Source organism: Plantibacter sp. MMLR14_011, from assembly GCF_001865025.1.
GTDB lineage: Bacteria > Actinomycetota > Actinomycetes > Actinomycetales > Microbacteriaceae > Plantibacter > Plantibacter flavus_A.
In genome coordinates, this window is the sequence record NZ_MJGW01000050.1 from 220,745 (window position 1) to 236,428 (window position 15,684).

Consider the following 15,684-nt stretch of genomic DNA (forward strand, 5'->3'; position numbering starts at 1 on the left):
CGGTGCCTGAGTGCCGACGGTTGGCCGCTGGTCGTCGAGTTCGTTCGTGATCGTGTCCGCCTCTGGTCTGCTGGGGAGTGGGTTCCTCGTTATTGTACGGCCGTCGCCCAGGAGCGCTCGCTGCTTGACGGCGACGGGGTCGCGGGCGGCGTCCGGGTACGATTGACCCCATGGTGAGCGTGGCGGAATCCTTGGTGCGCCTGCAGGACCTGGCCTCGTCGCCCGTGGTCGCTCGGGTGGCGTCGGCGTTCGCCGAAGCCGGGTACGAGCTGGCCCTCGTCGGCGGACCGGTCCGCGATGCGATGCTCGGTCGCACCGTGAGCGACCTCGACTTCACGTCGAACGCCTCGCCCGACCAGATCCTCGCGGTCCTCAAGCCGATGGCGAGCGCCTGGTGGGACGTCGGCCGCGACTTCGGCACGATCGGTGCGAAGGTCACCGTCACCGACGACGACGGCGTCGAGCACGCCGACACGGTCGAGATCACCACCTATCGGGCCGATGCCTACGACGGCGTGACCCGCAAGCCGGTCGTCGCGTTCGGTGACACCCTCGAAGACGACCTGCGTCGGCGCGACTTCACCGTCAACTCGATGGCGCTCCGCATCCCCGAGATCACCCTCGTCGACCCCTCCGGCGGCGTCGAGGACCTCGTCGCCCACCTGCTGCGGACGCCGAGCTCGCCCGAGGTGTCCTTCGGCGACGACCCGTTGCGCATGCTCCGGGCCGCGCGGTTCGCTTCGCAACTCGGCTTCCGGCCGGCCGACGACGTGATCGAGGCGATGGAGGAGCGTCGCGAGACCATCTCGATCGTGAGCCCCGAGCGCGTCCAGGCCGAGCTCGGCAAACTGCTCGCGACGGACCACCCGCGCGCCGGCCTCGAGCTGCTCGTCGACACCGGCATCGCCGACCTGGTGCTGCCCGAGCTGCCGGCACTCCGGCTGGAGCCCGACGAGCACCATCACCACAAGGACGTCTACCAGCACTCGCTCACGGTGCTCGAGCAGGCGATCGGCTACGAGCACTCGAGGCACCCCGGTGAGGCGCCCGACCTCGTCCTGCGTTGGGCCGCGCTGCTCCACGACATCGGCAAGCCCGCGACGAAGAAGACCGGCCCAGGCGCAGCCGTCACCTTCTACCACCACGACCTCGTGGGTGCGAAGCTGGCCAAGAAGCGCCTCACCGCGCTCCGGTACGACGGCGACACGATCAAGAGCGTCGCGCGGCTCGTCGAACTGCACATGCGGTTCTTCGGCTACTCGGAGGGCGTGTGGGCCGACTCGGCGGTGCGGCGCTACGTCCGCGACGCCGGTCCGCTGCTCGAGCGACTGCACATGCTCGTCCGTGCCGATGTCACGACCCGCAACCGGCGCAAGGCCGACCGCCTCGGCTTCGCCTACGACGACCTCGAGCAGCGCATCGTCGAGCTCCAGGAGCAGGAGGAGGTCGAGTCCGTCCGGCCCGACCTCGACGGCAACCGCATCCAGGAGGTGCTGGGCATCGCACCCGGTCGCGAGGTCGGCGAGGCGTACCGCTGGCTGCTGGAACTGCGTCTCGACGAGGGCCCGCTCGGCGAGGAGGAGGCGACGCGTCGCCTCCTCGACTGGTGGTCCTCCCGGTGACGCCCCCACCTGCCCGCGAACTGTCACGAACGCACAGTCCGACGGCGTCACACTGACCGTTTCTGACAGCTCGCGGGCGTTCAGACTGAACTGCTAGCCTCCCTGAGGTTCACGGAACGAAGGATTCTCATGCTCAAGAGACACGCCGCCCTCGCGATCGCGGCCGCCTCCGCCCTGATGCTGAGCGGTTGCGCCGCCGGATCCACGGAGCGCACGACGGTCACCGTGCGTGTCTGGGATTCCGCCGTCGCCGACGCCTATGAGACCTCGTTCGCCGCCTTCGAGCGCGAGAACCCCGACATCCGCGTCCGCGTCGACGTCGTCGAATGGGCGGACTACTGGACGAAGCTCCGCACCGACGTCGCGGCGGACAGCGCTCCAGACGTCTTCTGGTTGAACAACTCCTATCTCGCCGGGTACGCGGACAGCGGGAGCGTGCTCGACGTCGGTCAGACGCTCGGCAAGGACGCCTCGAAGGACTGGGCACCGAGCGTGGTCAGCCAGTTCACCCGGAATGACAAGCTCTGGGCCGTTCCGCAGCTGTCCGACGCCGGTATCGCGGTCTACTACAACGCCGACCTCCTCGACGCGGCCGGCGTGAAGCCCGCCGAGCTCGAGGATGCGACCTGGTCGCCCGACGCGACGAAGGACACCTTCCTGCCCCTGGCGAAGAAGCTGACGAAGGACGCGGCCGGGGTCTCCGCCGATCAGCCCGGTTTCAACCCGGCAGCGCCCGCGACCTACGGCACCGGCCTCGGGTACGACCTGCAGGCCGTGCTCCTGCCGTTCATCGGCTCGAACGGCGGAAAGTACCAGGACGGCGACGACTTCGCGTTCAACGACCCGAAGACGAGCGAGTCCGTGAGCTACCTCGTGAACGCGATCAACGGCGCCAAGGTCGCCCCGCCGGCCGCCTCCACGAACGCCGACGGTGACTTCGCCCGCGACGCCTTCATCCAGGGCAAGGTCGCCATGTTCCAGTCGGGGCTCTACAGCCTGAAGGCCGTGCACGATGGCGCCGACTTCCGTTGGGGTGTCGCCGAGCTCCCGGCCGGTCCCGCGGGCAAGGTCAGCGTCACGAACGGGATCGCCGCAGCGGGCAACGCGGCCACCAAGCACCCCGACCAGGTGAAGAAGGTGCTCGCCTGGCTGGGCAGTTCCGAGGGCAACGCGCCCGTCGGTGCATCCGGCTCGGCGGTCCCGGCCGTCACCGCCGCTCAGAAGCAGTACTTCGACTACTGGAAGGGCCAGGACGTCGACGTTCAGCCCTTCTTCGACGTGATCGCCGACGACGCGAAGACCATCGCACCGCCGACGGGTGCCGGGTATGCAAAGGGACTCGCCGCCTACGACCCGATCTTCAAGGAGATCTTCGCCGGCACGACGCCCGTCGCCGACGGCCTCAAGAAGGCGCAGGAGGCGGCCAACGCCGCCATCAACGATTGAGTCGGCGCCGGGCCGGACGCACGTCGAGCGCTGCCAAATTCTGACCGGTCAGCGCGCCCGAGGGCTCACGCCGGTTCGACGACCGCTCCGTCGCTCGCAGCAGCGCGGGCGTCTCCAGCCAGTCGTTCGCTGACCCGCCCGTACCCGGAACCGATGTGCCGCTCGATGGTCTCGTCGATCGCACCCGAACGCCGTCCGACGAGCAGGTCGAGGAGTTCGGTGTGCTCCTGCACGATGATGCTGTGGTAGTCGTCCACCTTCACGCGCCGGGTGAGCAGGAAGAGCGCGACCTGCCACTTGATGGCCTGCCAGGCGGTGTAGAGCCGTGAGTGGTCGGCGAGGAGGAACACCTGGTCGTGGAAGTCGATGTCGAGTCGGACGAGCTTCGCCTTCTGGTCCGTCTCCACGGCGACACGCATCTCCTCGATGATCGCGCGCATGGCCGCGACCTCGTCGTCGCCGGTGCGTTCGATCGCACGCGACCAGGCGAGCCGTTCGAGGGCGGTGCGGAGCGTGGACAACTCGAGGAAGTCCTGTGGTGACAGCGTGACGACCGACGCTCCCTTGTACGGCAGCGACACGACGAGCCCCTCCTGCTCGAGGTGGAGGAGGGCTTCTCGCACCGGGGCGCGGCTGACGCCGAGGGTGGTCGACAGATTGACCTCGCTGAGGCGTTCACCTTGGACGAGGCGACCCTCGAGGATCGCCTCCCGCAGCTCGTTGACCGCGGCTCCTGTCAAGCCGGTTCGTTCGAGAGTTTCCATGCCCGAATCCTAGCTCAAACGAATCGTTGTTGTCGATTGTCGACAGTGTGCAGTCTGTGATATCGTCCACCAACAGCACACGAACGTTCCGTCGGCGGCTCGCTTCCTCAGGAGGTCCGGCACAACCCTGACAGGAGAACTCAGTGAAGAAATCACTGCGAGGCGCGCTGCTCGGAGCAGCGCTCGCGGTCGCTCTGACGGCGTGCAGCGCTGGCGGTGCCGGCGGCGGTAGCACCTCCGCCACTGGTGGCGACCCCAAGTACGGCGGCACGATCACCACCGCCGCGGCGTCCGACCCCGAGACCTTCGACCCGGCCGTCTGCACGGGAGCGACGTGTTGGAACATGATGCGGATGATGTTCGACCGCATGTACGACTACGACCGCGACACCAGCGAGCTGAAGCTCCAGGCGGCCGAGTCGTTCCCGGAGGTCAGTGACGACGGGCTCACCTACACGATGAAGCTCAAGGAGGGACTCACCTTCAGCAACGGCGACCCGCTCACGGCCAAGGACGTCGCCTACTCCTACGCCCGGGTCCTCGACCCCGCGACGAAGGCGGGTCTCGCGGAGTTCTGGCGCGGTATCGCCGGCGCCGAGGAGTACGCGGCGAACCCGACCGGACTCCCGACCGGCATCGAGGTCGTCGACGATCAGACCCTCAAGATCACGCTGACGACGCCCAACTCCTCGTTCAAGTACATCCTCGCCATGCCCGCGGGCTCGATCATCCCCGAGGGCAGCGGCGGCACCGTCGCGACCGAGCCCGTCGGCTCCGGGCCGTTCACGCTGAACACCTTCAGTGCGGGCAAGGAGATCACGCTCGACCGCAACCCCGACTATTGGGATTCCCCGCGTCCGTACGCCGACCACATCCGCATGATCCTCGGCGTCGACCCCGACAACCAGGTGCTCATGCTGCAGAAGGGCGACATCGACCTGATGGGCAGCCCGATCCCGCCAGCCAAGTTCATCCAGGTGACCTCGGACCCGAAGCTCAAGGATCAGCTCGTCGAGATCGAGAAGCCGAGCACCTACTACCTCACGATGAACGTCAACACCGCCCCCTTCGACAACCCGAAGGTGCGTGAGGCCGTCTCCCTCGCCTTCGACCGGAAGGCGCTGCTCAAGCTCGTCAACGGCCAGGGCTCTGCGGCGACCGAGTTCATCCCGCCGAAGGTCCTCGGCTACACGGGCGACGAGATGACCCACGAACAGGACGTCGAGAAGGCCAAGCAGCTGCTGGCGGAGGCCGGGTTCGCGGACGGCATCACGACCGACATGTACGCCTGGAACGTCCCGCCCTTCTCTGCCCTGGCGCCGCAGATGCAGCAGGACCTCAAGGCCATCGGCATCGACGTCAACCTCCAGACGCTGGCTCCGAACACCTTCAGCGAGTTGGCGGGAGCCGGCAAGGCGCCGCTCGCCCTCACCTTCTGGGTGGCCGACTACCCCGAGGGCTCGGACTTCCTGCAGGCGCTCATGTCGTGCGCCTCGGCGGTCCCGCAGGGCCACAACTACGCGTACTACTGCAACCCGGAGATGGACGACCTCGTCGCCCAGGCGCTCGCCGAGACCGACCCGGATGCGGCGACCGCGAAGTACGAGGAGGCGTCGAAGCTCATGCTCGCCGACAACCCGATCGTGCCGCTGTACTTCGGTACCAAGACCGAGCTCCACAGCACCGGCATCGAGGGGTACTTCCCGCAGCCGATCTGGGGCTGGGACATGGCCGAGTACTGGAAGTCCGACGGCACCGCCAAGCGGTAGCCACCGGATACGCATCACCCGGCGCACCGGCGCGCCACCCGCATCACCGCACCACGGAACCCGAACCGCGGGTGGTCCCTCGACGGACCACCCGCGGCGCCCCCACCGAAAGGACGCGACATGAGTGCGCTGCTCGACGTCTCCAACCTCGTGGTCGACTTCCCGACCTCCTCGGGGGACCCCTTCCACGCCGTCGACGGCGTCTCGTTCCAGGTCTCCGCGGGTGAGCGCGTCGGCATCGTGGGGGAGTCGGGTTCCGGCAAGTCCCTGACGTCGCAGGCCGTGATGCGGCTCGTGTCGGACCCCGGTGTGATCGCCGGCGGATCGGTGCGGTTCGGCGGGGAGGACGTCCTCGCCTACTCCGACCGGGCGCTGCAGCAGTGGCGCGGTTCGCAGGTCGCGATGGTCTTCCAGGACCCGATGTCGAGCCTCAACCCGCTCATGCGGGTCGGCCGGCAGATCACGGAGTCGCTCGAGACGCACCTGGGCATGGGCCGCGTCGCCGCTCGCGCCCGCGCCGTCGACCTGCTGCGCCGCGTCGGGATCCCCGACGCGGAGGCGCGCATGAACGACTTCCCCGGGGCGTTCTCCGGCGGGATGCGGCAGCGCGTCTGCATCGCCATCGCGACCGCCTGCTCACCGAAGCTGCTGATCGCGGACGAGCCGACCACGGCGCTCGACGTGACCGTGCAGGCCCAGGTGCTCGACCTGCTCGACGACATGGTCTCCGAACAGGACACGGGCGTCATCCTCATCAGCCACGACCTCGGTGTCATCTCCAGCTTCTGCGACCGCATCCTCGTCATGTACGCGGGGCGCATCGTGGAGGAGGGCACGGCCGAGCAGATCGTCGGCGACCCGCAGCACCCGTACACGCACGCGCTGCTCGGCTCCATCCTCAAGTTGTCCGAGCCGATCCCGCCACGGCTCCGCACCATCTCCGGGGCGCCACCGACGGCCGGTCGTCGGCCGAGCGGTTGCGCGTTCGCGCCGCGTTGCCCGGCGGCCGTCGACGCGTGTCTGACGAACGACCCGGCGCTCGTCCAGGCACCGCTCGGCGGTGTCGGGCAGCGGGTCGCGTGCGGCGTCGTCGCACCGGAGGCCTTCGCGGGCGAGCAGGAGTCGGCCGCATGAGCCGGCTCGACGGTTCGGACCTCGTCAACGGTCCCAGCAGCCGCTCGCGGGCCGGCGAGGCGCTGCTCGACGTGCGGGACCTCGAGGTCACGTTCCGCCGCTCCGGTGGTATCGGCCGACGGGCGTCCCGCGTCCCCGCCGTGCAGGGCGTCAGTTTCCAGCTCCGTGCCGGCGAGACCCTCGGCATCGCCGGCGAGTCGGGCTCCGGGAAGAGCACCATCGCCAGGACGCTCATGGGCATCAACCAGGCCTCCGCCGGCAGCATGCGGCTGAACGGTGAGAACGTGGGAGCGCTGCGAGGACGTCGGCTCGCGGAGTACCGCCGCACGATGCAGATGATCTTCCAAGACCCCTACGACTCGCTCGACCCGAGGATGAAGGTGGGGGAGACCCTGCTCGAGGCGATCTCGCTCCGGACCACCAAGCCGACCGACCCGAAGCGGGCGGTCGAGGGCATCCTCGACCAGGTGGGCCTGTCGCGGAGCTTCATCGAACGGCGTCCGCGCGAGCTGTCCGGCGGACAGCGGCAACGCGTGTCGATCGCTCGCGCGCTCTGCGTCGACCCGCGCCTCATCCTCTGCGACGAGGCCGTCTCCGCGCTCGACGTCTCGGTCCGGGCGCAAGTGCTCAATCTGCTCAAGGACCTGCAGGAGGAGCTCGGTCTCGCGTACCTCTTCATCTCGCACGATCTGTCCACCCTCCGGTTCATGGCGGACCACGTCGGCATCATGTACCTCGGACGTCTGGTCGAGATCGGGACGCGCGACGAGATCTTCGAGAACCCGCAGCATCCGTACACGAGAGCCCTGCTGTCGGCGGTGCCGGAGCCGATCGTCCGCGATCGCTCGACCCGCCTGCCGCGCGTCCGTCTCACGGGCGAACCGCCGAGCGCCGCGAACCCGCCGAGCGGGTGCAGCTTCCACCCGCGGTGTCCGATGGCCCAGGAGGTCTGCCGGACCGTCGCCCCGCCGCTGCGGACCACGACATCGGGGCAGGACGCGGCGTGCCATTTCGCGGATCCCGTCCTGGTCCCGGAACCCGCTCGGATCGGAGCCGACGCATGAGTGAAGCACTGCCTCCCGTCATCGGCCAGGGTGTCGACCTGGCGGCGACCGACGATGACCGACCGATGCGCGCCCGCGAGGTGCTGCGCAGTCTCCGACGCGACCCTGCGGCGTTCGTGTCGCTCATCGTGCTGCTCCTCATCGCGCTCATCGCGGTGCTGGCTCCGCTCATCACGCCGCACGACCCGTTGCAGACCTACAACGACATCGGACTCGGGCCGCAGGGACAGCCGCTCCCGCCCGGGACGCCCGGGTTCCTCCTGGGGACCGATGCGCTCGGTCGCGACGTGCTCTCGCGGCTCATCTCGGGCACGCAGGTGTCCCTCGTGATCGGGATCGTGGCCAACGGACTCGCGACGATCGTCGGGGTGACGGTCGGGGTGATCGCCGGCTACTTCGGCGGCATCGTCGAGGCGGTGCTCATGCGCATCACCGACGTCGTCATCTCCTTCCCGATCCTGCTGCTCTGCACCGCCCTCATCGCGGTCACGACCCGGAGCACCACGAACGTCATCATCGTCATCGCCCTCATCTACTGGACGACGCTCGCCCGCATCATCCGCGGCATGGTGATCTCCCTGAAGCACCGCGAGTTCGTCGTCGCGACCAGGACGCTCGGTGTCGGGCACCTCCGCATCATGTGGAAGCACATCATCCCGCACCTGCTGCCGGCGATCATCGTGTACGCCACGCTCGGCGTCGCCTCCTCGATCCTCATCGAGAGCGCCCTGTCGTTCCTCGGCATCGGTGTCCCGATCCCACAGGCCTCGTGGGGGCAGATGATCTCCGACGGGAGCACCTACTTCCAGATCGCCCCCTGGATGCTCTTCATCCCCGGCATCTGCCTGATCGTGACGGTGATGGCGTTCAACCTCGTCGGCGACTGGTTGTCCGAGATGCTCGACTCAGCTGCACCGATGGCGAGGTAGACCATGTTCTGGTGGCTTGCACGACGACTCGGCCAGATGGCCCTCGTCCTCTTCGGGGTGGTCAGCCTCGCGTTCCTCCTCGTCTACGCCGTCCCCGCGGACCCGGCGGCCACCCTCGCCGGGCCGAACGCGAGTGCCGAGACGATCGCATCCATCCGCGCACAGCTCGGCCTCGACGCCCCGCTGTGGGAGCAGTACCTCGGGTTCATCGGCCGGCTCCTGAGCGGCGATCTCGGCACCTCGTACGTCCTGCGGGAGACGAGTGTGTTCGAGCGGATCGTCTCCGCTCTGCCGACGACGGTCCTCGTGGCGATCGGCGGGCTCGTCTGGCAGATCATCCTCGGTGTCCCGGCCGGCATCTACGCCGCCTACCGTCGCGGTGGTTGGGTCGACCGCACGGTGACCTTCGTGTCGCTGATCGGACTGTCGGCGCCGTCGTTCTGGCTCGGCCTGCTCCTCATCTACTACTTCGCGTTCAGTTGGGGACTGTTCCCGCTCAACGGGCTCGGTGACCCGATCATCTGGTACCTCGTGCTCCCGACCTTCACGCTCGGGTCGGGCGGCGGTGCCTGGTACGCCCGCATGACGCGGACGAACATGATCGAGACGCTCGACTCGCCGTTCGTCCGGATGGCCAGGGCGAAGGGCATGCCCGAGCGGACCATCCTCTGGCGCCACTGCTTCCGGCACGTCGCGATCCCGCTCGTCACGATGATCGGACTCGACTTCGGATACTTCCTCGGAGGCGTCGTGATCGTCGAGACCGTGTTCGGACTGAACGGCATCGGCCGGCTCGCCTTCGACGCGATCTCCAACCTCGACACCCCGATGATCGTCGGCACCGTGCTCTTCTCGGCCCTCTTCATCGTGGTCGTCAACTTCATCGTCGACCTCCTCTACTCCGTCATCGACCCACGCGTCCGCCTGCAGCGCGCGTGACCTGAACCTCCGACCGATCCCACCACCGTCCGCGCATCGCACGATGCCGGCACCCGCAGAAGGAGAACCACCATGTCCGAGTCCGATCGCAAGCTCCGAGTCGCCGTCGTCGGTGCCGGCCGCTGGGCCGTCCGCTCCCACATCCCCGGCTGGCAGCGCGACCCGCGTGTCGAGGTCGTCGCGCTCGCCGAGATCGACGAGGAGGCGCTCGCGTCGGCGGCCGCGGAGTTCGGTGTCGAGCGTGCCGTGACCGACTACCGCGAACTGATCGACGACCCCGACATCGACGTCATCGACGTCGCGACCGGCAACGCCATGCACTTCGAGATCTCCATGGCGGCCATCGCGGCGGGCAAGCACGTCCTCTGCGAGAAGCCCGTGAACAGCGACTACACCGAGACCCGGCGCGCCGCGGCGCTCGCCGCCGAGCGTGGTGTCAAGACGAAGCTGGGCTTCACCTTCCGCTTCGCCCCCGCCATCCAGTACGCGAAGCACCTCATCGACCAGGGGTTCATCGGCGAGCCCTACATTTTCAACGGCTACGAGCAGAACAGCCAGTGGATCGATCCGAAGACGCCGCTGCGTCAGGTGGACCCGGACGCGGACCCCGAGGTCATCGCCGTCTCCTCCATCGAGGGCTACGGCGCGCCGATCATCGACATCATGCACTGGTGGCTCGATGCTCCGATGACGAGCGTCGTCGGGACGATGCGCAACTTCGTCCCGGAGCGGATGGTCCGCGACACGGGCGCGATGCAGCGGATGAACATCGACGACGGCGACATGTGGATCGCCGAGTTCGAGCAGGGCCGTCTGGCGTCGATCCAGTCGTCCTACGTCACCGTCGGCAACTTCCCCGGCATCGAGGCCCGGATCTACGGTTCGGAGGGTGCGATCATCGTCCGCCTCGTCGAGGAGGCCGGCATCTGCCAGACGATCAAGGTCGCGAAGAAGGACCAGGTCGAGTTCGAGGAGCTCGAGATCCCGCAGGAGTTCTTCCCCGAGGGTGGGGCGTCCACCGAGCCCTGGCCGTTCCTCTTCTACTCGAACCTCTGCAAGGACTTCGCCACCGAGATCCTGTCCGGCGACGACTTCAACCAGGGCAACTTCGACCAGGGCGCGCTCGTCCAGGAGACGATCAACGCGTTCGAGCTGTCGTTCCGCACCCGCGCCTGGTGCGACTTCCCGCTCGCGCTCGCCCCGTCGGATGCGAACGACGCCGAGGCGGCCCGCGCGTGACGGACGCCGAGACGGTCGCGCCGCTCGCAGCGGTCGACGCGGCGGCCCACGCCTGGGGCGAACTCGCCGACGATCAGGCGGCGGCGACGATGCTCACCAGGGTGCTCGCAGCGGTCGACGTCCCGGGCGTGAGCTACGCCGACGCCCGGCTCATCGAGGCCGAGGAGGTGCGCCTGTACTCGACGCTCGAGTCCGGACTCGACGAGCGGATCGAGCACAACCTCGGTGTCGGCGTGCGTGTGCTCTTCAACGGCAGCTGGGGGTTCGCCTCCGTTCCGATCGACGACGCCGACGACCTCACGCTCGCGGCTCATCGCGCGCTCGCCAATGCACGCAACGCCGATCGGGTCTCCGACGCGCACCGCACGGAACTGCCGCCGATGCCGGCGGTGAGCGGCCGGTACGCGACCGACGTCGTGCTCGACCCCTTCGCGGTGTCGGCGTCGACCCGGCAGGCGCTGCTCGGCGACATCCTGAGCGCCGCGAGCGCGCCCGTCGAGGTGGTGATGGCCCAGGCCGGCCTGAACGCCAAGCGACAGCACCGGCACTTCGCCAACACGGAGGGCTCGATGCAGCACCAGCACCTCATCGAGAGCGGGGCGATGGCGCTCGTGAACGCGGTCGGCCACGGCACGATGCAACGGCGTTCCTTCCCGAACTCCTTCCACGGCAACACCGCGCAGGCGGGGTGGGAGTACGTCGAAGGCCTCCGGATGGTCGAGGAGGCCGATCGGATCGGGCGGGAGGCCGTGGAGCTGTTGACGGCGCCACTCGCGCCGCAGGGCACGGCCGACGTCATCATCGGCCCGGCGCAGATGGCCCTCCAGATCCACGAGTCGACGGGTCACGCCCTGGAACTCGACCGGATCCTCGGTGACGAGGCGAACTACGCGGGCACCTCGTTCATCGGGCCCGACGCGGTCGGCTCGCTCCGATACGGCTCCGAGGCGGTGAACATCACCTCCGACCCGACGGTGCCCGGCACCCGAGGCTCCTTCGCGTTCGACGACGAGGGTGTCCCGGCGTCGCGCCAGCCGCTCATCTCGGAGGGGATCATCCGCAACTTCCTCTCGACGCGCGACTCGGCCGCCCGGATCGGGGTGCCATCGATCGGCGCAGCCCGCTCCGACGGCTGGGGGTACACACCCGTGTGCTTCGCGACGAACGTGTTCCTCGAACCCGGCAGCGGGTCGACCGAGGAACTGCAGGAGCGTCTCGGCGACGGCTACTACATCGACGACAACCGCAGCTGGTCGATCGACGAGCGGCGACACAACTTCCAGTTCGGCACCGAGGTGGCGTACGAGGTGGAGAACGGTCGGCGGGGTCGCCTGCTGCGTGGCTTCTCCTACGGCGGCACGACGCCCGAGTTCTGGCAGTCCGTCGAGGCGGTCGCCGGGCCGGAGGAGTTCAAGGCCTTCGGCATGCCCTGCGGCAAGGGCGAACCCAAGCAATGGGGCTTCCTCGGGCACGGCGCCTCGCCGACGCTCGTGCGGAACCTCCGGATCGGAGTGGACCGATGAGCGACACCGACAGCACGACCACCACCGCCTTCGGGCCCGTCGTCGGCGGCGAGCGAGCCGCCGAGGCGCTCGAGGCCGCCCTGCGCGACGCCCCGGCGGACCGGATCGAGGCGTTCCTCACCGGTCGACGAGGGGACTTCACCCGCTTCGCCGGTCGTCGGGTGCACCAGAGTCAGGCCATCGACGAGGTGCAGATCATGGTCCGCGCCGAGGTGGACGGGCGGGCGTCGCTCGCCGCGGCCAGTTCGATCGCCGGGCTCGGCCGGGCGGTCGCGAACGCGAGCGCCGCCGCGCGGGAGCAGGCCAGGCAGGGGCTCCCCGCCGGGCCACCGCGAGCCGAACCGGGCCCTGTCGACGAGCCGGTCGTGTCGGGACGCACCGCGTCCGGTGCCCTGCTCTGGGGCGAGGACACGGCGGCCTGGGACGTCGGCGAACACGTCGCCCTCGCCGATCGCGCGATGACGGAGGCCGACCGCGCCGGTGGTGTGGCCGCGGGCATGTTCGGCCGCGCGGTCACGGAGGTCGCCTTCCACGACCGCGAGCGCGGCACGTCCCGCTATGCCGCGGCGACCGAGGCGCAGGGTTCCCTGACGGTCCGCATCGACGACGGGTCCTCGCACTGGAAGGACCTCTCCCGTTCCTCGGACCGCCTGCTCGCGGCGGAGTCCGTCGAGCGGACCCTCTCCGAGGCGTCCGCCACCCGGGGTCGCTCCTCGCTCGCCGCCGGCGAGTACGACGTCGTGCTCGGGGCGCTCGCCGCCGGTGAGTTCCTCGACTTCTTCGGCGCCTTCGGATTCACCGGTGGGGCCCTGGCATCCGGCTTCGGCACGGCCGCGACCCGCGCCGGGGAGCAGGCTGCCTCGTCGCTCGTCTCGGTCCACGACGACGCGACGGCCGACCTCGGACTGCCGTTCCCGTTCGACTTCCAGGGCACCACGAAGCGCGACGTCCCGTTCCTCGACCGTGGACGGGTCGCGGAGGTCGTCACCGACCGGGAGACCGCCTTCGCGCTCGGGACCGCCTCGAGCGGCAACTTCCACATCGCCCGTGAGGAGGCGCCGCACGCCATCCCGATGAACGTCATCCTCCGCGCGGCCGACACGACCGAGCTCGACCTCATCGCGGGCGTCGAACGCGGGGTGTACCTGCAGCGCTTCTGGTACACGCGCACGGTCGACCCGGTCCGTTCCACGATCACGGGGGTCACGCGCGACGCATGCTTCCTCATCGAGAACGGCCGGATCACGCGTCCGGTCGAGTCGCAGCGGTTCACAGTGAGCGTGCTCGACAGTCTCGCGCGGGTCGACGGCGTCGGATCGGTGTCGCTGAGCCAGCCGCTCATGAACGTGTTCAACGGTGCCGCGACCGCGCCACCGCTCCGCATCCGCGGCTTCGCCCTCGGCACCGCACCGGCCCCGAAGGGAGCGACGGCATGAGTCTCAGGACCAACGAGGACCGCCTGGTCACGCAGATCCTGACCGGAGAGGTCTGGCCGCCCCAGGCCGACCGTCACGGCTACCGGGTGGATCCCGACGGCCACCCCTTCATCCTGCCCGGCATGGGCGGGGTCACGATGGGCGCGCACGTCGGAGAGGCCGCCACGGGGCACGCGAGCGACCATCTCGAACCCGGGCTGTCGATCCGGCACGCGGGTGCCGAGGCGAACGCCGCACTGCAGTTCCTCAGCTGCGTCGGCAACGTCGTGACCGTGCGCTCGGGGGCGGCGGCAGGAGCCGAGGGTGTCGTCATCGGCCAGCACGCCTACGTCCTCGCCGACTTCGCCGACGGGGCGCTCCGCCAGGTGACGACCGGCGACGCCGTGAGCGTCGAGGCCCGCGGTCAGGGCCTGCGCCTCCTCGACCACCCGGACGTCCGGGTGAAGAACCTGGACCCGCGGCTCCTGCCGCACCTGCCGTTCTCGACGGCGGCTGACGGCACACTCGAGGTCGGCGTCGCCATGCGCGTCCCGGCCGAGGCGGCGGGTGCAGGAGGCGGCATGCTCTCCGAGTTCGCCAACACCGATCTGATGGGTGCCTACCCCGGTCTCAGCGAGGACCTGTCGCTCGGCCTGGAGTCGCTCCGCATCGGCGACATCGTCGTGCTCGAGGACCAGGACCACTCCTACGGACGCGGCTACCGGCCCGGCTGGATCACGATCGGGGTCATCTCCACCGGCGAGTGCCGCCTCTTCGGGCACGGACCAGGGCCCTCGACCCTGCTGTCGGGACCCGCGTCGGCGTTCACCGTCCTCGACGATCCTGCGGCGAACCTCGCCACTGCGCTCACCGCGATGGGCCGGGCGACGACCACCTCCACCCCCACGACCGCGACGGAGACGACCGTATGAGCTCGATCATCGCCAACAACCTGCTCGGCTTCGTCGAGCACGCCGGCCTCACCCCGATGGTGTCGTACCGGATCGACCGCGACGGGCACCCCTACGTGCCGGTCGGCGACGGCGGTGTCGTGCTCGGCGTGCACCTGGGGGACTCGGTGTTCGCGACCGACACGGACCACGCGGCACCCGGCGTCACCCTCGTGCACCCGGACCCGGGATCGCGCTTCGGCCTGACGTCCTTCGCGTGCGTCGGCAACCGCGCCACGGTGCGATCCGGCGCGGCGACCGGCGCGACGGGTTCCGTCGTCGGCAAGCGCGGCGAGGCCGGCAGGGTCATCGTCTCCTTCGACGACGAGACCATGGCGGCGCTCCTGCCCGGAGACCGCATCGCCGTGCACGCGATGGGGCAGGGGTACGAACGCGCCGACCTACCGGAGGAGATCGTCCTGCTGAACATCGACCCCGCACTGCTCGACGCCCTCCCCGTGACGGTCGACGCGGGTGTCGCGACCGTGGACGTGGTCGGGGTCCTCCCCGGCAAGGTGGCCGGGAACGGGATCGGCCGGCCGGCGCACCAGTGGGACGTCGATCTCGCCGTCACCCCGGACTCGCCGGAACTCGACGGCATCGACATGCGCCTCGGCGACCTGTTCGCCGTCGAGCACCTCGACGTCCGCCACAACATGGGGTTCCGCCGCGATTGGATCACCGTCGGGATCGTCGTCCACGGAGGCTCGCCCATGCCAGGGCATGGACCGGGATTCCTGCCGATCGCCTGCGGACCCCGTCGGGTCCTGCAGCCCCGCACGGTATCGGCGGAGGCGTCTGGCGACCGCCCCGCGCTGACGGCCGAGCGGCTCGCCGCGGTCGACCCCTGGCCGACCGCCTGACACCGCGCGCACCCGACCGCCCGCACA

13 protein-coding genes are annotated in these 15,684 nt (G+C 69.4%); 12 read left to right on the forward strand and 1 reads right to left on the reverse strand.

Annotated features, from left to right (window positions below; translation table 11 throughout):
* Positions 1–170: 170 nt before the first annotated feature.
* Together BIU99_RS15395 and BIU99_RS15400 are read left to right on the forward strand one after the other, a co-directional pair.
* Positions 171–1,622, forward strand: a complete 1,452-nt coding sequence (locus tag BIU99_RS15395; RefSeq protein WP_071262049.1) for a CCA tRNA nucleotidyltransferase — start codon at positions 171–173, stop codon at positions 1,620–1,622.
* 129 nt (positions 1,623–1,751) lie between these two features.
* Positions 1,752–3,068 (forward strand): sugar ABC transporter substrate-binding protein, encoded by a 1,317-nt coding sequence (locus tag BIU99_RS15400; protein ID WP_071262050.1) that lies wholly within the window; start codon positions 1,752–1,754, stop codon positions 3,066–3,068.
* 65 nt (positions 3,069–3,133) lie between these two features.
* Here the strand turns inward: BIU99_RS15400 and BIU99_RS15405 are convergent, their stop codons facing one another.
* Positions 3,134–3,832, reverse strand: coding sequence for a GntR family transcriptional regulator (locus tag BIU99_RS15405; RefSeq protein ID WP_071262051.1), 699 nt, complete (start codon positions 3,830–3,832; stop codon positions 3,134–3,136).
* A 143-nt stretch (positions 3,833–3,975) separates the two neighbouring features.
* Here BIU99_RS15405 and BIU99_RS15410 point away from each other — a divergent pair, with 143 nt between their 5' ends.
* From BIU99_RS15410 to BIU99_RS15455, 10 genes are all read left to right on the forward strand, one after another.
* The gene (locus tag BIU99_RS15410; protein WP_064294093.1) at positions 3,976–5,601 is read left to right on the forward strand and encodes an ABC transporter substrate-binding protein; all 1,626 of its coding nucleotides are present in this window, start codon (positions 3,976–3,978) and stop codon (positions 5,599–5,601) included.
* A gap of 120 nt (positions 5,602–5,721) precedes the next feature.
* Positions 5,722–6,735: an ABC transporter ATP-binding protein gene (locus BIU99_RS15415; RefSeq protein ID WP_071262052.1), complete on the forward strand. Its 1,014-nt coding sequence runs from the start codon at positions 5,722–5,724 to the stop codon at positions 6,733–6,735.
* Positions 6,732–7,799: an ABC transporter ATP-binding protein gene (locus BIU99_RS15420; RefSeq protein WP_071262053.1), complete on the forward strand. Its 1,068-nt coding sequence runs from the start codon at positions 6,732–6,734 to the stop codon at positions 7,797–7,799. Before BIU99_RS15415 ends, BIU99_RS15420 begins: the two co-directional genes overlap by 4 nt.
* Entirely contained in the window at positions 7,796–8,728 is a 933-nt protein-coding gene (locus BIU99_RS15425) for an ABC transporter permease (protein WP_197478999.1), read from the forward strand. Before BIU99_RS15420 ends, BIU99_RS15425 begins: the two co-directional genes overlap by 4 nt.
* A gap of 3 nt (positions 8,729–8,731) precedes the next feature.
* The gene (locus BIU99_RS15430; protein ID WP_071262055.1) at positions 8,732–9,667 is read left to right on the forward strand and encodes an ABC transporter permease; all 936 of its coding nucleotides are present in this window, start codon (positions 8,732–8,734) and stop codon (positions 9,665–9,667) included.
* A 72-nt stretch (positions 9,668–9,739) separates the two neighbouring features.
* Entirely contained in the window at positions 9,740–10,906 is a 1,167-nt protein-coding gene (locus BIU99_RS15435) for a Gfo/Idh/MocA family protein (RefSeq protein ID WP_071262056.1), read from the forward strand.
* Entirely contained in the window at positions 10,903–12,429 is a 1,527-nt protein-coding gene (locus BIU99_RS15440) for a TldD/PmbA family protein (RefSeq protein WP_217635014.1), read from the forward strand. Before BIU99_RS15435 ends, BIU99_RS15440 begins: the two co-directional genes overlap by 4 nt.
* Positions 12,426–13,865 (forward strand): metallopeptidase TldD-related protein, encoded by a 1,440-nt coding sequence (locus tag BIU99_RS15445; protein ID WP_071262058.1) that lies wholly within the window; start codon positions 12,426–12,428, stop codon positions 13,863–13,865. The genes BIU99_RS15440 and BIU99_RS15445 overlap by 4 nt, the downstream gene beginning before the upstream one ends.
* Positions 13,862–14,776: a DUF4438 domain-containing protein gene (locus BIU99_RS15450; protein WP_083397404.1), complete on the forward strand. Its 915-nt coding sequence runs from the start codon at positions 13,862–13,864 to the stop codon at positions 14,774–14,776. The genes BIU99_RS15445 and BIU99_RS15450 overlap by 4 nt, the downstream gene beginning before the upstream one ends.
* A complete protein-coding gene (locus tag BIU99_RS15455) occupies positions 14,773–15,657 on the forward strand; it encodes a DUF4438 domain-containing protein (RefSeq protein ID WP_071262059.1) in 885 nt (294 codons plus the stop codon). Before BIU99_RS15450 ends, BIU99_RS15455 begins: the two co-directional genes overlap by 4 nt.
* Positions 15,658–15,684: the final 27 nt, after the last annotated feature.